We start from the raw sequence: 23,898 nt of genomic DNA on the forward strand, positions 1-23,898 counted from the left end.
TAATTGCGCACCTCTTTATGCAGTGGAAGTGATGCGCCGCCGCCAAAGAATCTTGCCGTTGAACGGACGCGCCGACCCGAGCCCCCGAAAGCGTCTGTATCCGGCTGCCTTTGACCTTGTCAAAGTACGCACTATTCAGTAAGATCCGCCGTCTTATTTACAGGCGGCCCCTGAGGCTATAAAGAATGAAAACTTTTACTGCTAAACCGGAAACAGTTAAGCGCGACTGGTTTATCGTCGACGCTGCCGGTCAGACCCTGGGTCGTCTGGCCACCGAAATCGCGAGCCGCCTGCGTGGCAAGCACAAGCCTGAGTACACTCCGCACGTCGACACCGGTGACTACATCGTTGTGATCAATGCTGAGCAGGTACGCGTTACCGGTGCTAAAACCACCGACAAAATGTACTACTCCCACTCCGGTTTCCCGGGCGGCATCAAGTCGATCAACTTTGAAAAGCTGATCGCCAAGGCCCCTGAGCGCGTGATCGAGACCGCGGTCAAAGGCATGCTGCCTAAGAACCCGCTGGGTCGCGACATGTACCGTAAGCTGAAAGTCTATGCGGGCGCTGCTCACCCTCATACTGCTCAGCAGCCCCAAGAACTGAAGATTTAACGGAATAGTTCATTATGTCGGCGACTCAAAATTACGGCACTGGCCGTCGCAAGACTGCAACCGCACGCGTTTTCCTGCGTCCGGGCACTGGCAACATCTCCATCAACAACCGCTCCCTGGACACGTTCTTCGGCCGCGAAACTGCCCGTATGGTCGTTCGCCAGCCGCTGGAACTGACTGAGACTGTCGAGAAGTTCGACATCTACGTCACCGTCATCGGTGGTGGTGTCAGTGGTCAAGCTGGCGCAATCCGCCACGGTATCACTCGCGCCCTGATGGACTACGACGAGACTCTGCGCAGCGCCCTGCGCAAAGCCGGCTTCGTAACCCGCGATGCTCGTGAAGTTGAACGTAAGAAAGTCGGTCTGCGTAAAGCGCGTAAGCGTCCGCAGTACTCGAAGCGTTAATTCGTTCTTCGTTTCAAAAGAAGCCCGGTTTCCTCGCGAAACCGGGCTTTTTTTATGGGCGAAATATTTTCCTGTGACAACTTGCCACATCCGTAGAGCCCCTATACTACAAGGCTTAGGGCAGGGTGGGCCGGGTAATTACCTTGTCATACGTGGGGCTTTTCATTACCATTCGGCAAAATTTTTATAAGTACAAAGTTTGACTTAGTAGACGCCTGATTTAACAGGCCACAAAGCTGATGGGAGAGGACTGAATGAGTAGCAATGACGGCGTGAATGCGGGCCGGCGTCGCTTCCTCGTAGCAGCCACATCCGTGGTAGGAGCTGCAGGAGCGGTGGGGGCTGCGGTCCCGTTCGTGGGGTCATGGTTTCCCAGTGCCAAGGCGAAAGCCGCAGGGGCACCGGTGAAGGTGAATATCAGCAAGGTCGAACCCGGGCAGCAGATGATTGCCGAGTGGCGAGGTCAGCCGGTGTTTATCGTGCGCCGTACCCCGGAGATCCTGGCAAATCTCGGCAAGATCGAGGGTCAATTGTCTGACCCCGAGTCCAAGAGTTCCGTACAGCCCACCTATGTCGACCCGAAAAACCGGTCGATCAAGCCAGAGGTCCTGCTGCTGATCGGTATCTGCACCCACCTGGGGTGCTCACCGACATTCCGTCCGGAAGTGGCGCCCGCCGATCTGGGCAAAGACTGGGTCGGTGGCTATTTCTGCCCTTGCCACGGTTCCCACTACGACCTGGCTGGCCGCGTCTACAAGTCGCAACCCGCGCCTTTGAACCTGCCGGTTCCACCGCATTCCTATGAGTCCGACACGATCATTGTCGTTGGCGTCGATCAGGAGAAAGCGTGATGAGTAAGTTCATGGATTGGGTCGATGCGCGTTTTCCCGCCACCAAGATGTGGGAAGACCACCTCAGCAAGTATTACGCTCCAAAAAACTTCAACTTCTTTTATTTCTTTGGCTCCCTGGCGCTGCTGGTGCTGGTCAACCAGATCGTTACCGGTGTCTGGCTGACCATGAGCTACACCCCGTCGGCGGAAGAGGCCTTCGCCTCCGTCGAATACATCATGCGCGACGTCGAGTACGGCTCGATCCTGCGCCTGCTGCACTCCACCGGCGCTTCGGCGTTCTTCATCGTGGTCTACCTGCACATGTTCCGTGGCCTGCTCTACGGTTCGTACCAGAAACCCCGTGAGCTGGTGTGGCTGTTCGGCATGCTGATCTACCTGGCGCTGATGGCCGAGGCCTTCATGGGCTACCTGCTGCCGTGGGGCCAGATGTCCTACTGGGGTGCCCAGGTGATCATCTCGCTGTTCGGCGCGATCCCGGTCATCGGCAACGACCTGACCCAGTGGATCCGTGGTGACTACCTGATTTCCGGGATTACCTTGAACCGCTTCTTCGCCCTGCACGTGGTGGCCTTGCCGATCGTGATCCTGGGCCTGGTGGTGCTGCACGTGCTGGCGCTGCACGAAGTCGGTTCGAACAACCCGGATGGCGTCGACATCAAGAAGCTCAAGGACGAAAACGGCGTACCGCTGGATGGCATCGCCTTCCACCCGTACTACACCGTGAAGGACATCGTCGGCGTGGTGGTGTTCCTGTTCATCTTCTGCTCCATCGTGTTTTTCTTCCCGGAAATGGGCGGGTATTTCCTCGAAAAACCCAACTTCGAAGTGGCCAATGCGTTCAAGACGCCTGAGCACATCGCCCCGGTCTGGTACTTCACCCCGTTCTACGCGATCCTGCGGGCGGTTCCGGACAAACTCATGGGCGTCATGGCCATGGGCGCGTCGATCGCCGTGCTGTTCGTCCTGCCGTGGCTGGACCGTAGCCCGGTCAAGTCCATGCGCTACAAGGGTTGGCTGAGCAAGATCTGGTTGTGGGTGTTCTGCATCGCCTTCGTCACTCTCGGCTGGTTGGGCGTCATGCCGCCGACGCCGGAGCGTACGCTGCTGTCGCGGGTGTGCACCGTCCTGTATTTCGCCTACTTCATTCTGATGCCGTTCTATACCCGGCTCGAGAAGACCAAACCGGTTCCGGAAAGGGTGACTGGCTGATGAAAAAATTATTTGCAGTGTTGATGCTTGCGGCCCTGCCGCTCCTGTCTTTCGCCGCCGAGCATGGCGGTCCGGAACTTGAAAAAGTCGATATCGACGTTTCCGACAAGGCGGCCATGCAGGATGGCGCGCGGACCTTTGCCAACTATTGCATGGGTTGCCACAGTGCCAAGTTCCAGCGTTATGAGCGTGTCGCCGACGACCTGGGGATTCCCCATGACCTGATGCTCAAGAACCTGGTGTTCACCGGTGCCAAGATCGGCGACCACATGACCATCGGCATGCAGCCGGCTGACGCCAAGGCCTGGTTCGGGGCGGCACCGCCCGACCTGACCCTGGTTGCCCGTGTGCGCGGTACCGACTGGCTCTACGGCTACCTGCGGTCTTTCTACGAAGATCCGACACGTCCCTGGGGCGTGAACAACAAGGTCTTCCCGAACGTCGGCATGCCTAACGTGCTGGTGGGGCTGCAGGGTCGTCAGGTGATCGGATGCAAGCAGGTTCAAATCGTCGAGGAAGGCAAGAAGCAGTATGATCCGCTGACCGGTACGCCTTTGACCCATGAGGCGTGCGACCAGTTGACCATCGTGCCGAAAACCGGTGCCTTGAGCGAAGAGCAATTCGATGAGAAGGTCAAGAACCTGGTGACCTTCCTGGCCTACTCGGCCAACCCGGTGAAGCTGGAGCATCAGCGCATCGGTACCTACGTTTTGCTGTACCTGGCCTTCTTCTTCGTGTTCGCTTATCTGCTCAAGCGCGAATACTGGAAGGATGTGCACTGATAACGTTGTAATATAGCGGTCAATCGTGCGCGCCCAAGGGTGCCTCTGAAGATGTAGCAAGTGGGTACGGACGGGGTGGGGCCGGCAACGGTTTCACCCGCTGTCCGGCCTGTGGCTACGGGAGGCTTCCCTTGGGCGCGCGCGTTTTTCCGTTTCGACAAATTCAACAAGCGAGGAGGACCGCCATGGGCGTGACCAATCGGTTGGCCTGTTACTCCGACCCCGCCGACCACTATTCCCATCGGGTGCGCATCGTACTTGCAGAGAAGGGTGTCAGCGCCGAAATCATCAGCGTGGAGGCGGGGCGTCAGCCGTCGAAGCTGATCGAAGTGAACCCCTACGGCAGCCTGCCCACCCTGGTCGATCGTGACCTGGCGTTGTGGGAGTCGACGGTGGTGATGGAATATCTGGATGAGCGTTACCCGCATCCGCCGCTGCTGCCGGTTTATCCTGTGGCACGGGCCAACAGTCGTTTATTGATCCATCGCATCCAGCGTGACTGGTGTGCGCTGGTGGATGTGATTCTGGATCCGCGCAGCAAGGAGCCGGCGCGTGTGCAGGCGCGCAAGGAGCTGCGTGAGAGCCTGACAGGGGCGTCGCCGCTGTTTGCCGACAAGCCATTTTTCTTGAGTGCCGAGCAAAGTCTGGTGGACTGCTGTCTATTACCGATACTCTGGCGTCTACCGATTCTGGGTATTGAATTGCCACGGCCCGCCAAGCCGTTGCTCGATTATATGGAGCGCCAGTTCGCGCGTGAGGCTTTCCAGGCAAGCCTGTCTGCTGTCGAACGCGATATGCGCTAAGGAGCTGTTTTATGAACTCCAGTCGCCCTTATTTGATTCGTGCCCTGTACGAATGGATAGTGGATAACGATTGTACGCCGCACATACTGGTCAACTCCGAGTATCCCTCGGTCCAGGTGCCGCAAGGTTTTGCCAGTGACGGACAAATCGTCTTGAACGTTTCCCCCAGTGCGGTGCGTCACTTGCACATGGACAACGAGGCGGTCAGCTTCGAGGGTCGTTTCGGGGGTGTGCCGCATACGCTTTACGTACCGATCAGTGCCATTCTCGGGATCTACGCCCGGGAGAATGGCCAGGGCATGGTCTTCGAGCTGGAAGCGCCCCTGGAGGGCGATGACGGGGCCGAGCCGGACGACGACGGTCCGCCACCAGGTTCCGAGCCGCCGCGCCCCAGCGGTCGGCCAAGCTTGAAGGTGGTGAAGTAATAAAAAAGGCGACCCATCCGGGTCGCCTTTTTTACGTCTGCCGTTTGGGCGGTTGGCTTAGTCGATGTACTCGAACAGCTTGACGATCTTCTGCACGCCGCTGACGCCCTGCACCAGGTTGGTGGCGCGATTGGCTTCATCCCGGGTGACCAGGCCCAGCAGGTAGACGATACCGTTCTCGGTGACGACCTTGATGCGCGAGCCGGGAATGGCGTTGTCGGTCAGCATCTGGGTCTTGATCTTGGTGGTCAGCCAGTTGTCGCTGGCGCGGGCCGCCACCGATGAGGGGTCGAGGACCTGCAATTCGTTGTTGACCTTCTTCACCCGCTGGACCGCCGCCGCGGCCTGTTCGGCCTTGGCCTTGAGGTCTTCGCGAGGGGTCTGGCCGGCGAGCAGGACGATCCCGTTGTAGCTGGTGACGACAATGTGCGAGCCGTTTTCCAGCTCGGGGTCGGCCTTGGCGACGTTGACCGCGACCTTGGTGTCGATCAGCGAATCGTCGATCTTGCTGCCCAGGGTGCGGGTGCCGCGATCATCGTTGATCGGTTCGTCGCGGGTGGCGGTCAGCACCGAACTGCAGCCGCTGAGGCCCAGGCACAGGGTCACGGCCAGCAGGCTAAGGCGATTGATGGTCATTCTTCACTCCCGAACAATTGGCTGTCGATCAGATCGCAGAGGCAATGGATCGCCAGCAGGTGGACTTCCTGAATACGTGCGGTGACGTTGGCCGGGACGCGAATCTCGACATCTTCAGGCAGCAGCAGGGAAGCCATACCGCCGCCATCGCGTCCCGTCAAGGCTACGACAATCATTTCGCGGTCATGTGCGGCCTGGATGGCCTGAATGATGTTGGCGGAGTTGCCGCTGGTGGAAATCGCCAGCAGGACGTCGCCCGGTTGGCCCAGGGCGCGGATCTGTTTGGAGAAGACTTCGTTGTAGCTGTAGTCGTTGGCGATCGAGGTGAGGGTCGAGCTGTCGGTGGTCAGGGCAATGGCCGGCAGGCTCGGTCGCTCGCGCTCGAAACGGTTGAGCAGTTCCGAGGAAAAGTGCTGGGCATCGCCGGCAGAACCGCCGTTGCCGCAGGAGAGCATTTTGCCTTCGTTGAGCAGGGCATTGACCATGACCTGGCTGGCTTGCTCGATGTGAGGTGCAAGAACGTCCATCGCCTGTTGCTTGGTGTCGATACTGGCCTGGAAAAGCTGGCGAATTCGGGATTGCATATCCATCTATGTGACCTTAAGTAGGGCGGCTGGTCGAGCGCGGACCGGGTCTTCCCGGTGGCTGCCCGGCACAAGAATGTGCAGCCCGCAAAGCAAAGAGCAAAATCGGTGTGTGAAAAGAGACATCGGGCCGGCAGCCTGGATCAGCTGTCGAAGGCATTCCGTAGCCAGTTCAACTGGGGCGCCGCCTCGACCGGGCCGTCTATGGCCACCACGTCGAAACGGCAAGGGCAATAGGCCCAGCGTGACTCGCGTTGCAGGAAATACTGCGCGGCGAATATTACTTTTTTGCGCTTGCGGGCATCGATGCTACCCAGTGCGCCACCCCATTGGGTGTTTTTCCTGTAACGAACTTCGACGAATACTACTGTATCGCCGTCGAGCATGACCAGATCCAGCTCGCCCCGTTTACATGACCAGTTCTGCGCCAGCAGGCGCAGACCCTGTTGTTCAAGATGCCGCAGCGCGAGGCGCTCGGCATCCTTGCCATGTTCCAGATGGGCGGCTGGCGCCATCAGCGCGGCGTATCCGGCAGGCGCTGGACCTGGCCGCTGACGAACTGCGCCCAGGGCAACTGGCGTTCGACCCGTTGCGCCGCGTCCATGCTCAGGCTGCCGGAGAGACCGTCGATGCGGCTGTCGGGCAGGGCCTTGAGCTGGCCCAGGCGCGGAGCCAGGCGATAGGCGTCGACACCCATGGCGTACAGGCGACCGAGGGCGCCGCCGGCTTGCGGCCATTGCGCGGTGACCTGCCGGCGCAGCGGGTCGTTGGCGTCCAGCAGCCAGGGGGTTTCACAGAAGCGAATGCCGTTCATGTCGTTGTACTGGTTCTGGTCACCGGTGGCGCTGAACACATGGGAGGTGGCGTATACCGGCACGTCACCGGCGTACTGGAAGTTCAGGGTCGGCTTGATCTGTTGCGCCTGCTGTGGGGTCGCGGCGAGGAAGATGAACTCGATGTCCTGGCGACGCGACGGCTGGGCGGAGACCTGGCCGCCGACCGTGCTTTGCAGGCTCTTGGCGCGGCCTTCGCTCTGGCGCAGCTGGAACAGCTCGGCGATCTGCTGGGCCAGGGCAACCGGTTGGTCGACGCGCTCGATACCGACCACGCTGCCGCCGTTGGCTTCCCAGTTCTGGCGGAAGGCCTTGAGCACGCGATCACCCCATTCGCCTTTCGGCACCATGATGGCGGCGCGGTGCAGGCCGTCGGCGCGGGCACGACGGGCCACTTCGCGGGCTTCGTCTTCGGCGGCCAGGCCGAACTGGAACAGTTGCGCCGGGTTCTGCGCGCTTTCGCTGTAGTTCAGCGCCAGGGTGGTGATCGGCAGTTGCGGGCGGGCGCTGAGCTGCTTGACCAGTGGCTTCTCCAGCGGGCCGATCACCAGCTGTACGCCGGAGGCCTGGGCCTTGCGATAGAAGTCATCCAGGGAGCCGATGCGCGAGCTGTCGTAGAACTCGATGGCGGGCGGCTTCTGGCCGGCCTGCTGGGCCTGGTAGTGAGCGGCCATGAAGCCTTCACGCAGGGCCTTGCCCACCGAGGCCAGCGGGCCGTCCTGCGGCAGCAGCAGGGCGATCTTGCTCAGCGGCTGGCTGGCCAGTTCCTTGAGTTTCACCAATGCCAGCGGCAATTGCTGGGCGGCCGGGTGCTTGGGGTTCTGTGCGCGCCAGGTGTCGATGGCGGCCTGCTGTTGCTCCAGGGTGCCGGACGACTTCACCGCCCGCGCCAGGCTCAACCAGCCGCTGAGGTCGTCGTTGCCGGTGGCTTGCAGCTGGTCGGTCGGCAGGGCCGCGATCAGTGCCCAGATGGCTTCATGGTTGTTCCTGGCCGCGTCGCCGCTGAGCAGCGGGGCGATGAAGATGCGCTCGCGGGCGGCGGCCAGGGTCTGGCCGTCGGCTTCGAGGGCGCGGGCGCGCACGGTCTGGGTACGCACCTGCTGGTCCACCGGCAGTTCGCCGAGGCGTTCCAGGCTCGGATGACTCAAGGCGGTCAGTGCCGCCTTGGGCTGGTTGCGGGTCATGGCCAGTTCGGCCGCCAGGGTGCTGGCGTACACCTGTTGCGCCGGCTTGAGGGTGTCCAGGGGCACCTGCGCAAGAATCTGCGCGGCACGCCCGCTGTCTTTCTGGCGGTAGGCCAGGTCGGCAGCGCTCAGGCGCAGCACGGCGGCTTGTTCCGGCGTCTTGCTGGAAGCCGCCTGCTCGAGCAGTTGCTCGATGCTGGCATTCGGGGTCCGTGGGAGTTCGCCAAGGCTGGAGGAGGGCGAGCTGGCGCAAGCCGCCAGCAGGGCGGCGAGGCAGAGGGCAGAGAACAGCCGCAGGCAAGCGATCATGTAGTGTTCCTGTTACTCGATCATATGAGCGTGGAATTGTACCCAAGCACTGGCCGGGGCGCGATGTTACTGGCGTGAAACCGTCAAATTAGGTCGTACAAAGCGTGTCGCGGCGCACGAATCGCGCGCTTGCCGGGCGTGCACCCGCCGTTGTGAAGCGTATCGGCAGGACGGCTACGCGCTACAATGGCGTTTTCGTTCTTCTCGAGGTGTGCGCTTTGACTGCTCCAGGTGCTTTGAATTCCGCTGTCGGCTCGCTTTATGTGGTGGCGACGCCCATTGGCAACCTGGATGACATCAGTGCGCGAGCCATGAAAGTGTTGCGCGAGGTGTCCCTGATTGCCGCGGAAGACACCCGTCACTCACTCAGATTGCTGCAGCACTTCGGGATTACGACACCGCTTGCGGCCTGTCACGAGCACAACGAACGTGACGAAGGCAGCCGTTTCATCGCCAGGTTACTGGCGGGCGAGGACGTGGCCCTGATCTCGGATGCGGGCACGCCGTTGATTTCCGATCCCGGTTATCACCTGGTGCGTCAGGCGCGGGCGGCAGGGATCAGTGTAGTTCCGGTTCCCGGAGCTTGCGCGTTGATCGCCGCGCTCTCGGCGGCGGGCCTGCCTTCCGACCGTTTCATCTTCGAAGGTTTCCTGCCGGCCAAGGCGGCGGGGCGGCGGGCGCGCCTGGAGTTGCTGAAGGAAGAGCCGCGTACGCTGATCTTCTATGAAGCGCCGCATCGGATCCTCGAATGCCTGCAGGATCTGGAAGCGGTCTTCGGCGCCGAGCGCCCGGCACTGCTGGCTCGTGAGTTGACCAAGACCTTCGAAACCCTCAAGGGGCTGCCCCTGAGCGAGCTGCGCGCCTTTGTCGAGGCGGATGCCAACCAGCAACGCGGCGAGTGCGTGGTGCTGGTCGCCGGCTGGACGGCGCCGGAAAACGACGACGCGGTCGGCAGCGAGGCCATGCGTATCCTCGACCTGTTGCTCCAGGAGATGCCGCTCAAGCGGGCCGCGGCCCTGGCGGCGGAGATTACCGGGGTGCGCAAGAACCTGCTGTACCAGGTGGCGCTGGATCGGCAGAAAAATGCCTGACTGATCCGGGTGTCGGTTGGATCCTATCAAAGTGTGGGATCCGTCCTGGCAGTGTTTGCCGGGACAACACCGGCCCGTGCAACGCCTTTAAAGCTTGTCCTTCAGGGCATGTGTCGGTAACCTTCGCAGCGGAGAGTCGATTGGACAGTCGCTGCCCCCTATGAAAATTAGGGGGGGGAGGAAAGTCCGGGCTCCATAGGGCGGAGTGCCAGGTAATGCCTGGGAGGCGTGAGCCTACGGAAAGTGCCACAGAAAATAACCGCCTAAGCGCTTCGGCGCCGGTAAGGGTGAAAAGGTGCGGTAAGAGCGCACCGCACGACTGGCAACAGTTCGTGGCTAGGTAAACCCCACTCGGAGCAAGACCAAATAGGGTTCCTAGGCGTGGCCCGCGCTGGAACCGGGTAGGTTGCTAAAGATGTCCAGTGATGGCCATCGTAGAGGAATGACTGTCCTCGACAGAACCCGGCTTACAGATCGACTCTCCACCTCTTTCCTTCCCTGCACGCAATCGCTGGCAGAAGCGCATTTGTAATACCGAAAAAATCTTACTCTTGATAAATCACTTTAACTTCCACGCTCAAGATTCTCAGTGTGTTGAAGTTCGTCTCCAGAAACACTCTCCCGATTGTCGAAATACCCCCCTTTATGCTCCTAAATCTCCGTTCTGTAAGGCTTTTCCTTAGGACCGCGCCTTGACGGTGTGGTGGGCGCATTCCTATAGTGTGCGCAAGTGGAGGAAAGTGGCATGAAGTGGGTTTTTTGGACGTAAAACGCTAATATTTGGAGAAACGCAACTGTGTTTCGCGGAGCTAACGCTATCAGTCTCGATGCCAAGGGCCGTCTCGCCATGCCGAGCCGGTACCGTGACGAGCTCGATTCGCGTAGTTCCGGCCAATTGATCGTTACCATCGATGCCGCGGACCCCTGTTTGTGCGTATACCCGCTCGATGAGTGGGAACTGATTGAAACCAAGCTGCGTGCGTTGCCGTCGTTGCGGGAAGAGAACCGCCGGCTGCAACGTTTGCTGATTGGTAATGCTGTCGACCTCGAGCTCGACAGCAGCGGCCGTTTCCTGGTGCCGCCGCGCCTGCGCGAGTACGCGAAGCTGGACAAGCGCGCGATGCTGGTGGGCCAACTGAACAAGTTTCAACTGTGGGACGAGGACGCCTGGAACGCTATATCTGCAGCGGACCTGGCGGCTATTCAACAACCGGGCGCCATGCCTGATGAACTGCGTGATCTGATCCTGTGACTATTGATAGCGGCTTCAACCACATCACCGTACTGCTTGACGAAGCCGTCGAGGCTCTCGCCGTACGCCCTGATGGCTGCTATCTGGATGGCACCTTCGGTCGTGGCGGGCACAGCCGGCTGATCCTCAGCAAGCTGGGGCCGGGTGGCCGACTTCTCGGATTCGACAAGGATCCTCAGGCGATTGCCACCGGGCAAGCGCTAGCGGCCGAAGACGGCCGCTTTGTCGTTGTGCAGCGCAGCTTTGCCGAGCTGGGCTCGGAAATCGCCGAACGCAACATGGCCGGCAAGGTCAACGGCATCCTGCTGGACCTGGGGGTGTCCTCGCCGCAGCTCGACGATCCCGAGCGTGGCTTCAGTTTCATGAATGACGGCCCGCTGGACATGCGCATGGACCCGTCCCGTGGCGTCAGTGCCGCCGAGTTCATCGCCACCGCGCCGGCGGAAGAAATTGCCCGGGTGTTCAAGGAGTACGGCGAAGAGCGTTTCTCCGGCCGCATGGCCCGGGCGCTGGTCGAGCGCCGTGAAATCAAGCCCTTCGAGCGCACGGCCGACCTGGCCGAAGTGCTGAAGGCCGCCAACCCGGCCTGGGAAAAGGGCAAGCACCCGGCAACCCGGGCTTTCCAGGGCCTGCGCATCCACGTCAACAATGAACTGGGCGATCTCGAAACCGGCCTCGAAGCGGCGCTCGACGCCCTGGAAGTCGGCGGTCGCCTGGTGGTGATCAGCTTCCATTCGCTGGAAGACCGTATCGTCAAGCTGTTCATGCGGCGCCTGGTCAAGGGCGAAAGCGACAACCTGCCACGCAACCTGCCGGTCCGGCACCAGGCTTTCGAGCCGCGGATCAAGGTGCATGGCAAGGCCCAGTTCGCTTCCGAAGCAGAACTCAAAGCCAACCCACGTGCGCGCAGCGCCGTGATGCGTGTCGCGGAGAAGTTGCGGTGAGCAAGCTCTACGCCAAGCCACTTCCGGGCGGAAGCTTTTTCATGTTCCTGCTGTTTATCGCCGTGCTGGTATCCGCCATCGGCGTGGCCTACAGCGCGCACTGGAACCGTCAGTTGCTCAACTCGCTCTACAACGAGCTGAGCGTGCGCGACAAGGCCCAGGCCGAATGGGGGCGCCTGATCCTCGAGCAGAGCACCTGGACCGCCCACAGCCGGATCGAAACCCTGGCCACAGAACAACTGAAGATGCGCATCCCCAGCCCATCCGAAGTCAGGATGGTGGCGCCATGATGAAGCTCGAAGGCGCGCTCTATCCGTGGCGCTTCCGCGTGGTGCTCGGTGCACTGGCGATCATGGTCGGTTATATCAGTTGGAAGATCGTCGACCTGCAGGTCATCGACCGGGCGTTCCTGATTGGCCAGGGCGATGCGCGCAGCATGCGGCATATCCCGATCCCGGCGCACCGCGGCCTGATCACCGACCGTAATGGCGAGCCCCTGGCCGTCAGTACCCCGGTGACCACGCTGTGGGCCAACGCCAAGGAAATGCAACTGGCCAAGGACCGCTGGCCGGCGCTGGCCATGGCCCTCGGGCAGGATCCGAAGCAGCTGACCGAACGCCTGGAACAACAGGCCAACAAGGAATTCATCTACCTGGTCCGGGGCCTGACCCCGGAGCAGGGCCAGGCCGTGCTCGACCTCAAGGTGCCCGGTGTCTACGGCATCGAGGAGTTCCGGCGGTTCTATCCGGCCGGCGAAGTGGCGGCCCACATGGTCGGCTTTACCGACATCGACGACCACGGCCGCGAAGGCGTGGAACTGGCCTATGACGAGTGGCTGGCCGGGGTGCCGGGCAAGCGACAGGTGATCAAGGACCGGCGCGGCCGGCTGATCAAGGATGTCCAGGTCACCAAGAACGCCAAGGCCGGCAAGCCCTTGGCGTTGTCGATTGACCTGCGCCTGCAATACCTGGCCAACCGCGAGCTGCGCAACGCCCTGGTGGAAAACGGCGCCAAGGCCGGCAGCCTGGTGATCATGGATGTGAAGACCGGTGAGATCCTCGCCATGGTCAACCAGCCGACCTACAACCCGAACAACCGTCGCAACCTGCAACCGGCGATGATGCGCAACCGCGCGATGATCGACGTGTTCGAGCCGGGTTCGACCATGAAGCCGATCTCCATGAGCGCGGCCCTGGAAACCGGACGCTGGAAGCCCAGCGATACGGTGGAGGTCTATCCGGGTACCCTGCAGCTGGGCAAATACACCATTCGTGACGTGTCCAAGACCGAAGGCCCGGTACTCGACCTGACCGGCATCTTGATCAACTCCAGTAACGTGGGCATGAGCAAGGTCGCCTTCGATATCGGCGGCGAAGCGATTTTCCGCGTGATGCAGAAAGTCGGCCTCGGCCAGGACACCGGCCTGGGCTTCCCGGGCGAGCGGGTCGGCAACCTGCCGAACTACCGCGAATGGCGCAAGGCCGAGACCGCGACCCTGTCCTACGGCTACGGCCTGTCGATCACCGCGATCCAACTGGTGCACGCGTTCTCGGCCCTGGCCAACAATGGCAAGATCGTGCCGCTGACCCTGATCAAGTCCGACAAGATCCCCGAGGGTACCCAGGTTATCCCGGAAAATGTCGCCAAGACCATGCAAGGTATGTTGCAACAAGTGATCGAGGCGCCGCGCGGTGTCTGGCGTGCGCAAGTCCCGGCCTATCATGTGGCCGGCAAGTCGGGTACGGCGCGCAAGACCTCGACGGCCTCCAAGGGCTATGAGGAAAACGCCTACCGTTCCCTGTTCGCCGGTTTCGGCCCGATGAGCGACCCGCGCTATGCCATCGTGGTGGTGATCGATGAACCGAGCAAGGCCGGTTACTTCGGTGGCCTGGTCTCGGCACCGGTCTTCAGCAAAGTCATGTCCGGCACCCTGCGCCTGATGAACGTCATCCCCGACAATCTGCCGACAACGCCGCAACAGCAGGCTGTTGTCGCGCCTGTCCCGGTCAAAGGAGGACGTGGTTGATGTCCCTGAGCCTGAACAAGATTTTTGCCCACGCCGGTCGCGATCTGCTGATTCGCGAGCTGGCGCTGGACAGCCGCAAGGTCCGCGCCGGCGACCTGTTCCTGGCGGTGCCGGGCGCCAAGGTCGACGGTCGCAATCACATTGCCGACGCCTTGCAGCGCGGCGCGGCGGCGGTCGCCTATGAAGTGGAAGGCGCCACCGTGCTGCCGATCACCGATGTGCCGCTGATCCCGGTCAAGGGCCTGGCCGCGCAACTGTCCGATATCGCCGGGCGTTTCTATGGCGATCCGAGCCGCCAGTTGAACCTGGTGGGCGTGACCGGCACCAACGGCAAGACCAGCGTCAGCCAGTTGATTGCCCAGGCCCTGGATCTGCTGGGCCAGCATTGTGGCATTCTCGGCACCCTCGGCACCGGCTTCCACGGTGCGCTGCAGAGCGGGATGCTGACCACGCCGGACCCGATTGCCGTCCAGGCGAGCCTGGCCGACTTGAAGAAGGCCGGGGCCAAGGCCGTTGCCATGGAAGTGTCTTCCCACGGCCTGGACCAGGGCCGGGTGACCGCGCTGGCGTTCGACGTGGCGGTGTTTACCAACCTGTCCCGCGACCACCTGGATTATCACGGCAGCATGCAAGCCTATGGCGCGGCCAAGGCCAAGCTGTTCAACTGGGCCGACCTGAGCTGCCGCGTCATCAATATCGACGATGAGTTCGGTCGCAAACTGGCCGCTGAAAAACATGAATCGCGCCTGCTGACCTACAGCCAGGAAGACCCTGGCGCCTACCTGTATTGCCGCGAAAGCCAATTCAGCGATGACGGTGTGCGCGCCACGCTGGTGACGCCGCAAGGCGAGCATCACCTGCGCGCGTCGCTGCTCGGGCGCTTCAACCTGAGCAATCTGCTGGCGGCGGTCGGTGCCTTGCTGGGCCTGGATTACCCGCTGGACGAGATCCTGCGGGTACTGCCGCAGCTCGAAGGACCGGCCGGTCGTATGCAACGCCTGGGCGGCGGTGCCCGGCCATTGGTGGTGGTCGACTACGCCCACACCCCGGATGCCCTGGAAAAAGTCCTGCTGGCCCTGCGTCCCCACGCCAAGGGCCGGTTGCTCTGCCTGTTCGGCTGTGGCGGCGACCGTGATCGCGGCAAGCGCCCGCTGATGGCTGAAGTGGTCGAGCGTCTGGCCGATGGCGTGCTGGTCACCGATGACAACCCTCGAACTGAAGACCCTTCGCGGATCTTCGACGATATCCGCACGGGCTTCGTGGCCGCGGACAAAGTCCGTTTCGTCGCCGGTCGCGGCCTGGCCATCGCCGAACTGATTGCCGGTGCTTCGGTCGATGACGTGATCGTCCTGGCCGGCAAAGGCCATGAGGACTATCAGGAAATCAACGGCGAGCGCCATGACTTCTCCGATCTGGTCGAGGCCACCAAGGCCCTGGACGCCTGGGAGGCTGCCCATGCTTGAAGCGATGAAGCTCAGTGAAGTGGCCGGCGCGCTGTCGGCTCGCCTGGTGTCGAGCGATGCCAGCTTCAACGGCGTGAGCATCGACAGCCGGGCGATTCAGCCGGGCCAGTTGTTCGTCGCGCTGGCCGGGCCGCGTTTCGACGGTCACGATTACCTGGAGGATGTCGCCGCCAAAGGCGCCGTTGCGGCCTTGGTCGAGCGTGAAGTGACCGGTAGCAAGCTGCCACAGTTGCTGGTCGCCGACAGCCGTCTGGCCCTGGGCCAACTGGGTGCATTGAACCGCGCCGCCTTTACTCGACCAGTGGCGGCCATCACCGGCTCCAGCGGCAAGACCACGGTCAAGGAACTGCTCGCGAGCATCCTGCGTACCGGTGGGCCGGTCCTGGCGACCCGCGGCAACCTGAACAACGACCTGGGCGTGCCGCTGACCCTGCTCGAACTGGCCCCGGAACACAGCGCCGCGGTGATCGAGTTGGGGGCGTCGCGTGTTGGCGAGATCGCCTATACCGTCGCCATGACCAAGCCCCATGTGGCCGTCTTGAACAATGCCGGAACCGCCCATGTCGGCGAGTTCGGTGGCCCCGAGAAGATCGTCGAGGCCAAGGGCGAGATCATTGAAGGGCTGCAGGCCGATGGCATCGCGGTCCTCAACCTGGACGACAAGGCTTTCGGTATTTGGAAAACCCGTGCCGCCGGTCGCAAGGTCCTGAGTTTTGCCCTTGAAAATACTGCCGCCGACTTCCATGGCGGACAGATTTCCCGCGACCCGCGCGGCTGCCCGGGTTTCGAACTGCACAGTCCGCTGGGCAGTGCCCGGGTCCAGTTGAACCTGCTGGGCAACCATAATGTGGCCAATGCCCTGGCTGCTGCCGCGGCCGCCCACGCCCTGGGCGTTGCCCTGCCGGGTATAGTCGCCGGGCTGGAAGCAGTGCAGCCGGTCAAGGGTCGTGCGGTAGCGCAATTAGCAATCAATGGCATTCGTGTCATTGACGACACATACAACGCCAACCCTGCCTCAATCTGCGCTGCCGTTGATATACTCGCCGGCTTTTCCGGCCGCACCGTTCTGGTGCTCGGAGATATCGGCGAGTTGGGCGCGTGGGCGGAGCAAGGACATCGTGAAGTAGGCGCTTATGCCGCCGACAAGGTTTCAGCGCTGTATGCGGTGGGACCGATGATGGTTCATGCCGTCAACGCCTTTGGCCCACACGCCCGTCATTTCGCCACCCAGGCCGATCTGATCGAAGCGCTGGGCGCCGAGCAAGACACTGACACCACCATTTTGATCAAGGGCTCGCGCAGCGCTGCGATGGAAAACATCGTGGCGGCTTTGTGCGGGCCTGCTTCTGACGAACACAAGGGAGAGAAGCATTAATGCTGCTGCTGCTAGCGGAGTACCTGCAACAGTTCTACAAAGGCTTCGCGGTCTTTCAGTACCTGACCCTGCGCGGGATTCTCGGGGTACTGACCGCGTTGTCTCTGTCACTGTGCCTGGGTCCCTGGATGATCCGCACGTTGCAGAACCGCCAGATCGGCCAGGCCGTGCGTAACGACGGCCCGCAATCGCACCTGTCCAAGTCCGGTACACCGACCATGGGCGGTGCCTTGATTCTCTCGGCCATCGGTATCAGCACCCTGCTGTGGGCTGACCTGCACAACCGTTATGTCTGGGTGGTCCTGCTGGTCACCCTGCTGTTCGGTGCCATCGGCTGGGTGGACGACTACCGCAAGGTGATCGAGAAGAACTCCCGTGGCCTGCCGAGCCGCTGGAAATATTTCTGGCAATCGGTGTTCGGCCTGGGGGCGGCGATCTTCCTGTTCATGACCGCGCAAACCCCGGTCGAGACCACCCTGATCGTACCGATGCTCAAGGATGTCAGCATTCCCCTGGGCGTGGGCTTCGTGGTGCTGACCTACCTGGTCATCGTCGGTTCGAGCAACGCGGTCAACCTGACCGACGGCCTCGACGGCCTGGCGATCATGCCGACGGTGATGGTCGGCGGCGCGCTGGGGATCTTCTGCTACCTGTCGGGTAACGTGAAGTTCGCCGAATACCTGCTGATTCCCTACGTCCCGGGCGCGGGCGAGCTGATCGTGTTCTGCGGCGCGTTGATCGGTGCCGGCCTGGGCTTCCTCTGGTTCAACACCTATCCGGCCCAGGTCTTCATGGGCGACGTCGGCGCACTGGCGCTGGGCGCGGCCCTGGGCACCATCGCGGTGATCGTCCGCCAGGAAATCGTCCTGTTCATCATGGGCGGGGTGTTCGTGATGGAAACCCTGTCGGTGGTGATCCAGGTGGCTTCTTTCAAACTGACCGGTCGCCGTGTGTTCCGCATGGCGCCGATTCACCACCACTTTGAACTCAAGGGCTGGCCCGAGCCGCGGGTGATCGTCCGTTTCTGGATCATCACCGTGATTCTGGTGCTGATCGGCCTTGCCACGTTGAAGCTGAGGTAGAACCCGTGTCGCTGATCGCTTCTGACCATTTCCGCATCATTGTCGGCCTCGGCAAGAGCGGCATGTCCCTGGTTCGCTTCCTGGCGAGCCGGGGCGTTGCCTTTGCGGTGGCCGATACGCGGGACAACCCGCCGGAGCTGGCCACGCTGCGCCGTGACTACCCGCAGGTGGAAGTGCGTTGTGGCGAGCTGGACGTGGAATTCCTCTGCCGTGCCGACGAGCTCTACGTGAGCCCCGGCCTGGCCCTGGCGACCCCGGCCCTGCAGGCCGCGGCCGCCCGTGGGGTGAAATTGTCCGGCGACATCGAGCTGTTTGCGCGTAACGCGAAGGCGCCGATTGTCGCCATCAGCGGCTCCAATGCGAAAAGCACCGTCACCACCCTGGTGGGCGAGATGGCGGCGGCGGCCGGCAAGCGGGTCGCGGTCGGCGGCAACCTCGGTACCCCGGCGCTGGACCTGCTCAGCGACGACGTCGAGCTGTACGTGATGGAGCTGTCGAGCTTCCAGCTGGAGACCACGGACCACCTCGGTGCCGAAGTGGCTACCGTGCTCAATGTCAGCGAAGACCATATGGACCGCTACAGCGGCCTGCCGGCCTATCACCTGGCCAAGCACCGGATCTTCCGTGGGGCCAGGCAGGTGGTGGTCAACCGCCAGGACGCGCTGTCCCGGCCGCTGATGAGCGAAGGCCTGCCGTGCTGGACCTTCGGCCTGGGCAAACCGGACTTCAAGGCCTTCGGCCTGCGCGAAGAGAACGGCGAGAAGTACCTGGCCTTCGAATTCCAGAACCTGATGCCGGTGAGCGAGCTGCGTATTCGCGGCGCCCACAACCAGGCCAATGCCCTGGCGGCCCTGGCCCTGGGCCATGCGGTCGGGCTGCCGTTCGATGCCATGTTGTCGAGCCTGCGCACGTTCGCCGGCCTTGAACATCGCTGCCAATGGGTGCGCGAGTTGAAGGGCGTGAATTACTACAACGACTCCAAGGCCACCAACGTCGGTGCGGCCCTGGCCGCCATCGAAGGCCTGGGGGCCGACATTGCCGGCAAACTGGTGCTGATCGCCGGTGGCGACGGCAAGGGCGCGGATTTCGCCGGCCTGCGCGGCCCGGTCGCGGCCAACTGCCGGGCGGTGGTGCTGCTCGGTCGGGATGCCGAGCGCCTGGCCGAGGCCTTGGGTGACAGTGTGCCGCTGATCCGTGTGCAGACCCTTGAAGAGGCGGTGCAACGTTGTGCCGAACTGGCCGAGTCGGGTGACGCTGTGTTGCTGTCGCCGGCCTGCGCGAGCCTGGACATGTTCAAGAATTACGAAGAACGCGGGCGCCTGTTCGCCCAGGCAGTGGAGGGGTTGGCGTGAATTTCAACATTCTCAAGCCTTACCCGTCGCCAATCATCAGCGGTCGTGGCGTCGACGTTGATTTCGCGATGCTGGCCGGTGCCCTGGGACTGCTGGGGCTGGGGCTGGTCATGATCACCTCGGCGTCGTCGGAAGTCGCCGCCGTGCAGTCGGGCAACGCGCTGTACCACATGATTCGCCACCTGATCTACATGGTCCTCGGTTTGGGCGCCTGCATCGCCACCATGATGGTGCCGATCGCCACCTGGCAGCGCATGGGCTTCATGATGCTGGTGGGCGCCTTCGGCCTGCTGGTCATGGTGCTCCTGCCGGGCATCGGCCGCGAGGTGAACGGTTCGATGCGCTGGATCGGTTTCAGCTTCTTCAACGTGCAGCCTTCGGAGGTCGCCAAGGTCTTCGTGGTGATCTACCTCGCCGGTTACCTGGTACGGCGACAGAAGGAAGTGCGGGAAAGCTGGATGGGCTTCTTCAAGCCGTTCATCGTCTTGCTACCGATGGCCGGGCTGTTGCTGATGGAACCGGACTTCGGGGCCACCGTGGTGATGATGGGCGCGGCGGCGGCGATGCTGTTCCTCGGCGGGGTCGGGCTGTTGCGCTTCGGCCTGATGGTCCTGCTCGCGGTGGTGGCGGTGGTGGTGCTGATCAAGGCGCAACCTTACCGGATGGCGCGCCTGACTACCTTTACCGACCCCTGGGCCGACCAGTTCGGCTCCGGCTACCAGTTGACCCAGGCGCTGATCGCCTTCGGTCGCGGCGAATGGCTCGGCGTGGGCCTGGGCAACAGCGTGCAGAAGCAGTTCTACCTACCCGAGGCCCACACCGACTTCGTGTTCTCCGTGCTGGCCGAAGAGCTGGGTGCGGTGGGTTCGCTGGCCACGGTCGCGCTGTTCGTCTTCGTCAGTGTGCGGGCCATGTACATCGGCCTGTGGGCGGAAAAGGCCAAGCAGTTCTTTGCCGCCTATATGGCCTACGGCCTGGCGTTCCTGTGGATCGGTCAATTCCTGATCAATATCGGTGTGAACGTCGGCCTGTTGCCGACCAAGGGCCTGACCCTGCCGTTCCTCAGTTACGGCGGCAGTTCGCTGGTGATCTGCTGTGCCTGTCTCGGCTTGTTGCTGCGTATCGAGTGGGAGAGTCGAACCCACCTGGGCAGCGAAGAGATGGAGTTCGATGAAAGTGACTTCGCCGAGGAGTCGCCCCATGGACGCTAAAGTGCTGATCATGGCCGGCGGTACCGGCGGGCACGTCTTCCCGGCGCTGGCCTGTGCGCGGGAATTCCAGGCGCGGGGCTTCGACGTGCACTGGTTGGGCACACCGCGTGGCATCGAGAACGACCTGGTGCCGGGCGCCGGCCTGCCGCTGCATCTGATCCAGGTCAGCGGCCTGCGGGGCAAGGGCAAGCTGTCGCTGCTCAAGGCGCCGTTCGTCCTGCTCAAGGCGGTGTGGCAGGCGCGCAAGGTCATGCGTGAACTCAAGCCCGTGTGCGTGCTGGGCTTTGGCGGCTACGTCACCGGCCCCGGCGGCGTGGCCGCGCGGATGGCCGGTATCCCGGTGATCGTTCACGAACAGAACGCCGTGGCCGGTACCGCCAATCGGTTGCTGGTGCCGTTGGCGACCCGGGTCTGCGAAGCTTTCCCGAATACCTTCGGCGCCTCGGGCAAACGGCGGACCACCGGTAATCCGGTGCGCAGCGAACTGTTCCTGGAAACCCCGCGCCAGGCCCTGGCCGGACGCCGCGCGCGCTTGCTGATCCTCGGCGGCAGCCTGGGGGCCGAACCGTTGAACAAGCTGTTGCCCGAAGCCCTGGCGCAGGTGCCGGCCGAGTACCGCCCGGAAGTGTTCCACCAGGCCGGGCGCAATCACGACGAAATCACCGCCGAACGCTACCAGGCGGTCGGCGTCGAGGCGCAAGTGGCGCCCTTTATCAAAGACATGGCCCAAGCCTATGGCTGGGCCGACCTGGTGGTCTGCCGCGCCGGCGCCTTGACCGTCAGTGAACTGGCCGCCGCCGGTCTGCCCTCGTTGCTGGTGCCCTTGCCCCATGCGATCGACGATCACCAGACCCGCAATGCCGAATATCTGGCCGGGGAGGGCGCTGCCTTCCTGCTGCCGCAAAGAACGACTGGCGCCGCCGACCTGGCGGCACGCCTGACAGAGGTTTTGATGCAACCGGAACGACTGAACAGCATGGCGCTTACCGCCCGCCGTCTGGCCAAGCCAGATGCCACCCGCACCGTGGTCGAGATCTGCCTGGAGGTGGCCCATGGTTGAGAGTCAGAAAGCCATACCGCAACCGGAAATGCGCCGTATCCGCCGTATCCACTTCGTCGGTATCGGTGGCGTGGGCATGTGCGGTATCGCCGAAGTGTTGTTGAACCTGGGCTATGACGTCTCCGGTTCCGACCTCAAGACTTCGCCGGTGACCGAGCGCCTGGAATCCTTCGGTGCCCACATCTATATCGGTCACCGCGCCGAGAACGCCGCCCAGGCCGATGTGCTGGTGGTGTCCAGCGCCGTGAACAAGTCCAACCCGGAAGTCGCCACGGCCCTGGAGCGGCGTATTCCCGTGGTGCCACGGGCCGAGATGCTGGCCGAGCTGATGCGCTATCGCCACGGCATCGCCGTCGCCGGTACCCACGGCAAGACCACCACCACCAGCCTGATCGCCTCGGTGTTCGCCGCCGGCGGCCTCGATCCGACCTTCGTCATCGGTGGCCGGCTGAATGCCGCGGGTACCAATGCCCAGCTCGGCACCAGCCGCTACCTGATCGCCGAAGCCGATGAAAGCGACGCCAGCTTCCTGCACTTGCAGCCGCTGGTGGCCGTGGTTACCAACATCGACGCCGACCACATGGACACCTACGAAGGCGACTTCAGCAAGCTGAAGAAAACCTTCGTCGAGTTCCTCCATAACCTGCCGTTCTACGGTTTGGCCGTGGTGTGCCTGGATGACCCGGTGGTGCGTGAGATCCTCCCGCAGATCGCCCGTCCCACCGTGACCTACGGGGTGCACGAAGACGCCGACGTGCGTGCGATCAATATCCGCCAGGCCGGCATGCAGACCCACTTCACCGTGCTGCGCCGCGACCGCGAGCCGCTGGACGTGTCGGTGAACATGCCGGGCAACCACAACGTGCTCAATTCCCTGGCAACCATCGCCATCGCCTCTGACGAGGGCATCAGCGACGAAGCCATTGTCCAGGGCCTGTCGGGCTTCCAGGGCGTCGGTCGACGCTTCCAGGTCTACGGCGAACTGCCGGTGGACGGCGGCAGCGTGATGCTGGTGGACGACTACGGTCACCACCCGACCGAAGTCGCGGCGGTGATCAAGGCCGTGCGCGGCGGCTGGCCGGAGCGCCGTCTGGTGATGGTCTACCAGCCACACCGCTACACCCGTACCCGCGACTTGTACGACGATTTCGTCCAGGTGCTGGCCGACGCCAATGTCCTGCTGCTGATGGAAGTCTATCCGGCCGGCGAAGAAGCGATTCCGGGCGCGGACAGCCGCCAGCTGTGCCGCAGCATTCGCCAGCGTGGCCAGCTCGACCCGATCTATATCGAGCGTGGCGTGGATCTTGCGCCGCTGGTCAAGCCGCTGCTGCTGCCCGGTGACATCCTGCTGTGCCAGGGCGCCGGCGATATCGGTGGCCTTGCCCCGCAACTGCTCAACAGCCCGCTGTTCGTCAGTGCGGTAGCCAGCCAGGGGAAATCGAAATGAGTGCTGCCTACGCCAACCTGTTCTCGACCGTCGATCCGAAAGCCTTCGGCCGCGTCGCCGTGCTGTTCGGCGGCAAGAGCGCCGAGCGCGAGGTGTCGCTGAAGTCCGGCAACGCGGTGCTGCAAGCGCTGCAAAGCGCCGGGGTCGACGCCTTCGGTATCGATGTCGGCGACGATTTGCTGCAACGCCTGCTCAACGAGAAGATCGATCGCGCCTTTATCATCCTTCACGGCCGCGGCGGTGAAGACGGCAGCATGCAAGGCTTGCTGGAGTGCGTGGGGATTCCCTACACCGGCAGCGGCATCCTCGCCTCGGCCCTGGCCATGGACAAGCTGCGCACCAAGCAGGTCTGGCACAGCCTGGGGATTCCGACCCCGCGTCACGCCGTGCTGGGCTGCGAGGCCGACTGTATTTCAGCCGGCGCGGAACTGGGTTTCCCTTTGATCGTCAAACCTGCTCATGAAGGCTCCAGTATTGGGATGGCCAAGGTGACCTGCGCCGACGATCTGATCGCCGCCTGGAAAGCCGCCGCCACCTACGATTCGCAAGTATTGGTCGAACAGTGGATTCAAGGTCCGGAATTCACCATTGCCACCCTGCGCGACCAGATCCTGCCGCCGATTGCCCTCGGCACCCCGCATTCGTTCTACGACTACGACGCCAAGTACCTGGCTTCCGATACCCAGTATCGGATTCCCTGTGGCCTCGACAGTACCAAGGAAAAGGAACTGATGGACCTCACGGCCAAGGCCTGCGAGGCGCTCGGTATCGCCGGCTGGGGCCGGGCCGACGTGATGCAGGATGCCGACGGACAATTCTGGTTCCTGGAAGTCAACACCGCGCCGGGCATGACCGACCACAGTCTGGTCCCCATGGCGGCACGGGCAGCCGGCCTGGATTTCCAGCAGTTGGTGCTGGCGATCCTGGCGGAAAGCTTTGAGGGAAGAGGTTAATCC

At 62.6% G+C, this 23,898-nt stretch carries 24 protein-coding genes and 1 other RNA gene; 21 read left to right on the forward strand and 4 right to left on the reverse strand.

Features of this window, described 5'->3' with window-relative positions:
* Positions 1-185 precede the first annotated feature (185 nt).
* The 7 genes from rplM to NUH87_RS22170 all read left to right on the forward strand — a co-directional run bounded on the left by rplM (position 186) and on the right by NUH87_RS22170 (position 5,093).
* Positions 186-614, forward strand: a complete 429-nt coding sequence (rplM, locus tag NUH87_RS22140; protein WP_040070777.1) for a 50S ribosomal protein L13 — start codon at positions 186-188, stop codon at positions 612-614.
* Positions 615-628: 14 nt separating this feature from the next.
* Positions 629-1,021 carry a 30S ribosomal protein S9 gene (gene rpsI, locus NUH87_RS22145; protein WP_007956794.1) on the forward strand — a complete coding sequence of 131 codons (393 nt, stop codon included), beginning with the start codon at positions 629-631 and terminating at the stop codon, positions 1,019-1,021.
* A gap of 254 nt (positions 1,022-1,275) precedes the next feature.
* Positions 1,276-1,872, forward strand: coding sequence for a ubiquinol-cytochrome c reductase iron-sulfur subunit (petA, locus tag NUH87_RS22150; RefSeq protein ID WP_338522688.1), 597 nt, complete (start codon positions 1,276-1,278; stop codon positions 1,870-1,872).
* The gene (locus NUH87_RS22155) at positions 1,872-3,083 is read left to right on the forward strand and encodes a cytochrome b (protein WP_040070774.1); all 1,212 of its coding nucleotides are present in this window, start codon (positions 1,872-1,874) and stop codon (positions 3,081-3,083) included. Before petA ends, NUH87_RS22155 begins: the two co-directional genes overlap by 1 nt.
* Complete coding sequence (locus NUH87_RS22160) at positions 3,083-3,865, forward strand: cytochrome c1 (protein ID WP_338522689.1); 783 nt, start codon at positions 3,083-3,085, stop codon at positions 3,863-3,865. Before NUH87_RS22155 ends, NUH87_RS22160 begins: the two co-directional genes overlap by 1 nt.
* 185 nt (positions 3,866-4,050) lie before the next feature.
* Positions 4,051-4,668, forward strand: coding sequence for a glutathione S-transferase N-terminal domain-containing protein (locus tag NUH87_RS22165; RefSeq protein ID WP_040070771.1), 618 nt, complete (start codon positions 4,051-4,053; stop codon positions 4,666-4,668).
* An 11-nt stretch (positions 4,669-4,679) separates the two neighbouring features.
* The gene (locus tag NUH87_RS22170) at positions 4,680-5,093 is read left to right on the forward strand and encodes a ClpXP protease specificity-enhancing factor (protein ID WP_338522690.1); all 414 of its coding nucleotides are present in this window, start codon (positions 4,680-4,682) and stop codon (positions 5,091-5,093) included.
* Between the two features lie 57 nt (positions 5,094-5,150).
* Here NUH87_RS22170 and NUH87_RS22175 read toward each other — a convergent pair whose 3' ends face one another.
* The 4 genes from NUH87_RS22175 to NUH87_RS22190 all read right to left on the reverse strand — a co-directional run bounded on the left by NUH87_RS22175 (position 5,151) and on the right by NUH87_RS22190 (position 8,639).
* Positions 5,151-5,729: a BON domain-containing protein gene (locus NUH87_RS22175; RefSeq protein WP_338522691.1), complete on the reverse strand. Its 579-nt coding sequence runs from the start codon at positions 5,727-5,729 to the stop codon at positions 5,151-5,153.
* A complete protein-coding gene (locus NUH87_RS22180; RefSeq protein ID WP_040070768.1) occupies positions 5,726-6,319 on the reverse strand; it encodes a phosphoheptose isomerase in 594 nt (197 codons plus the stop codon). Before NUH87_RS22180 ends, NUH87_RS22175 begins: the two co-directional genes overlap by 4 nt.
* A 137-nt stretch (positions 6,320-6,456) precedes the next feature.
* Positions 6,457-6,828 carry a YraN family protein gene (locus NUH87_RS22185; protein WP_338522692.1) on the reverse strand — a complete coding sequence of 124 codons (372 nt, stop codon included), beginning with the start codon at positions 6,826-6,828 and terminating at the stop codon, positions 6,457-6,459.
* A complete protein-coding gene (locus NUH87_RS22190; RefSeq protein WP_338522693.1) occupies positions 6,828-8,639 on the reverse strand; it encodes a penicillin-binding protein activator in 1,812 nt (603 codons plus the stop codon). Before NUH87_RS22190 ends, NUH87_RS22185 begins: the two co-directional genes overlap by 1 nt.
* Positions 8,640-8,875: 236 nt before the next feature.
* On the opposite strand from NUH87_RS22190, the gene rsmI reads away from it, so the two are divergent.
* The 14 genes from rsmI to NUH87_RS22260 all read left to right on the forward strand — a co-directional run bounded on the left by rsmI (position 8,876) and on the right by NUH87_RS22260 (position 23,895).
* The gene (gene rsmI, locus NUH87_RS22195; protein WP_338526894.1) at positions 8,876-9,730 is read left to right on the forward strand and encodes a 16S rRNA (cytidine(1402)-2'-O)-methyltransferase; all 855 of its coding nucleotides are present in this window, start codon (positions 8,876-8,878) and stop codon (positions 9,728-9,730) included.
* 132 nt (positions 9,731-9,862) lie between these two features.
* Positions 9,863-10,216, forward strand: an RNA gene (rnpB, locus tag NUH87_RS22200) — RNase P RNA component class A.
* Between the two features lie 310 nt (positions 10,217-10,526).
* The gene (gene mraZ, locus NUH87_RS22205; protein WP_040070763.1) at positions 10,527-10,982 is read left to right on the forward strand and encodes a division/cell wall cluster transcriptional repressor MraZ; all 456 of its coding nucleotides are present in this window, start codon (positions 10,527-10,529) and stop codon (positions 10,980-10,982) included.
* A complete protein-coding gene (gene rsmH, locus NUH87_RS22210; RefSeq protein ID WP_422393877.1) occupies positions 10,979-11,926 on the forward strand; it encodes a 16S rRNA (cytosine(1402)-N(4))-methyltransferase RsmH in 948 nt (315 codons plus the stop codon). The genes mraZ and rsmH overlap by 4 nt, the downstream gene beginning before the upstream one ends.
* Positions 11,923-12,216, forward strand: coding sequence for a cell division protein FtsL (gene ftsL, locus NUH87_RS22215; RefSeq protein WP_040070760.1), 294 nt, complete (start codon positions 11,923-11,925; stop codon positions 12,214-12,216). Before rsmH ends, ftsL begins: the two co-directional genes overlap by 4 nt.
* Positions 12,216-13,952 carry a penicillin-binding protein 2 gene (locus NUH87_RS22220; RefSeq protein ID WP_338526896.1) on the forward strand — a complete coding sequence of 579 codons (1,737 nt, stop codon included), beginning with the start codon at positions 12,216-12,218 and terminating at the stop codon, positions 13,950-13,952. Before ftsL ends, NUH87_RS22220 begins: the two co-directional genes overlap by 1 nt.
* A complete protein-coding gene (locus NUH87_RS22225) occupies positions 13,952-15,415 on the forward strand; it encodes a UDP-N-acetylmuramoyl-L-alanyl-D-glutamate--2,6-diaminopimelate ligase (protein ID WP_338522694.1) in 1,464 nt (487 codons plus the stop codon). The genes NUH87_RS22220 and NUH87_RS22225 overlap by 1 nt, the downstream gene beginning before the upstream one ends.
* Entirely contained in the window at positions 15,408-16,790 is a 1,383-nt protein-coding gene (locus NUH87_RS22230) for a UDP-N-acetylmuramoyl-tripeptide--D-alanyl-D-alanine ligase (RefSeq protein ID WP_338522695.1), read from the forward strand. Before NUH87_RS22225 ends, NUH87_RS22230 begins: the two co-directional genes overlap by 8 nt.
* Entirely contained in the window at positions 16,790-17,872 is a 1,083-nt protein-coding gene (gene mraY / locus NUH87_RS22235) for a phospho-N-acetylmuramoyl-pentapeptide-transferase (protein ID WP_040070754.1), read from the forward strand. Before NUH87_RS22230 ends, mraY begins: the two co-directional genes overlap by 1 nt.
* 5 nt (positions 17,873-17,877) lie before the next feature.
* Entirely contained in the window at positions 17,878-19,224 is a 1,347-nt protein-coding gene (gene murD / locus NUH87_RS22240) for a UDP-N-acetylmuramoyl-L-alanine--D-glutamate ligase (RefSeq protein ID WP_338522696.1), read from the forward strand.
* Positions 19,221-20,435 (forward strand): putative lipid II flippase FtsW, encoded by a 1,215-nt coding sequence (gene ftsW, locus NUH87_RS22245; RefSeq protein ID WP_338522697.1) that lies wholly within the window; start codon positions 19,221-19,223, stop codon positions 20,433-20,435. The genes murD and ftsW overlap by 4 nt, the downstream gene beginning before the upstream one ends.
* The gene (murG, locus tag NUH87_RS22250; protein WP_040070749.1) at positions 20,425-21,495 is read left to right on the forward strand and encodes an undecaprenyldiphospho-muramoylpentapeptide beta-N-acetylglucosaminyltransferase; all 1,071 of its coding nucleotides are present in this window, start codon (positions 20,425-20,427) and stop codon (positions 21,493-21,495) included. The genes ftsW and murG overlap by 11 nt, the downstream gene beginning before the upstream one ends.
* The gene (murC, locus tag NUH87_RS22255; protein ID WP_338522698.1) at positions 21,488-22,942 is read left to right on the forward strand and encodes a UDP-N-acetylmuramate--L-alanine ligase; all 1,455 of its coding nucleotides are present in this window, start codon (positions 21,488-21,490) and stop codon (positions 22,940-22,942) included. The genes murG and murC overlap by 8 nt, the downstream gene beginning before the upstream one ends.
* A complete protein-coding gene (locus NUH87_RS22260; RefSeq protein WP_338522699.1) occupies positions 22,939-23,895 on the forward strand; it encodes a D-alanine--D-alanine ligase in 957 nt (318 codons plus the stop codon). Before murC ends, NUH87_RS22260 begins: the two co-directional genes overlap by 4 nt.
* The last annotated feature ends 3 nt before the right edge of the window (positions 23,896-23,898 follow it).

This window comes from Pseudomonas batumici, from assembly GCF_036585405.1.
Classification (GTDB): Bacteria; Pseudomonadota; Gammaproteobacteria; order Pseudomonadales; family Pseudomonadaceae; genus Aquipseudomonas; species Aquipseudomonas batumici.

What these genes read in the sequence shown, in the direction of transcription:
- mraY (WP_040070754.1), top strand. Translation starts at nt 16,790, where the DNA reads ATGCTGCTGCTGCTAGCGGAGTACCTGCAACAGTTCTACAAAGGCTTC.
- NUH87_RS22175 (WP_338522691.1), bottom strand. Translation starts at nt 5,729, where the DNA reads ATGACCATCAATCGCCTTAGCCTGCTGGCCGTGACCCTGTGCCTGGGC.
- NUH87_RS22220 (WP_338526896.1), top strand. Translation starts at nt 12,216, where the DNA reads ATGAAGCTCGAAGGCGCGCTCTATCCGTGGCGCTTCCGCGTGGTGCTC.
- petA (WP_338522688.1), top strand. Translation starts at nt 1,276, where the DNA reads ATGAGTAGCAATGACGGCGTGAATGCGGGCCGGCGTCGCTTCCTCGTA.
- murG (WP_040070749.1), top strand. Translation starts at nt 20,425, where the DNA reads ATGGACGCTAAAGTGCTGATCATGGCCGGCGGTACCGGCGGGCACGTC.
- NUH87_RS22260 (WP_338522699.1), top strand. Translation starts at nt 22,939, where the DNA reads ATGAGTGCTGCCTACGCCAACCTGTTCTCGACCGTCGATCCGAAAGCC.
- NUH87_RS22155 (WP_040070774.1), top strand. Translation starts at nt 1,872, where the DNA reads ATGAGTAAGTTCATGGATTGGGTCGATGCGCGTTTTCCCGCCACCAAG.
- NUH87_RS22225 (WP_338522694.1), top strand. Translation starts at nt 13,952, where the DNA reads ATGTCCCTGAGCCTGAACAAGATTTTTGCCCACGCCGGTCGCGATCTG.
- rpsI (WP_007956794.1), top strand. Translation starts at nt 629, where the DNA reads ATGTCGGCGACTCAAAATTACGGCACTGGCCGTCGCAAGACTGCAACC.
- NUH87_RS22165 (WP_040070771.1), top strand. Translation starts at nt 4,051, where the DNA reads ATGGGCGTGACCAATCGGTTGGCCTGTTACTCCGACCCCGCCGACCAC.
- NUH87_RS22160 (WP_338522689.1), top strand. Translation starts at nt 3,083, where the DNA reads ATGAAAAAATTATTTGCAGTGTTGATGCTTGCGGCCCTGCCGCTCCTG.
- NUH87_RS22185 (WP_338522692.1), bottom strand. Translation starts at nt 6,828, where the DNA reads ATGGCGCCAGCCGCCCATCTGGAACATGGCAAGGATGCCGAGCGCCTC.
- NUH87_RS22230 (WP_338522695.1), top strand. Translation starts at nt 15,408, where the DNA reads ATGCTTGAAGCGATGAAGCTCAGTGAAGTGGCCGGCGCGCTGTCGGCT.
- NUH87_RS22190 (WP_338522693.1), bottom strand. Translation starts at nt 8,639, where the DNA reads ATGATCGCTTGCCTGCGGCTGTTCTCTGCCCTCTGCCTCGCCGCCCTG.
- rplM (WP_040070777.1), top strand. Translation starts at nt 186, where the DNA reads ATGAAAACTTTTACTGCTAAACCGGAAACAGTTAAGCGCGACTGGTTT.
- NUH87_RS22180 (WP_040070768.1), bottom strand. Translation starts at nt 6,319, where the DNA reads ATGGATATGCAATCCCGAATTCGCCAGCTTTTCCAGGCCAGTATCGAC.
- murC (WP_338522698.1), top strand. Translation starts at nt 21,488, where the DNA reads ATGGTTGAGAGTCAGAAAGCCATACCGCAACCGGAAATGCGCCGTATC.
- NUH87_RS22170 (WP_338522690.1), top strand. Translation starts at nt 4,680, where the DNA reads ATGAACTCCAGTCGCCCTTATTTGATTCGTGCCCTGTACGAATGGATA.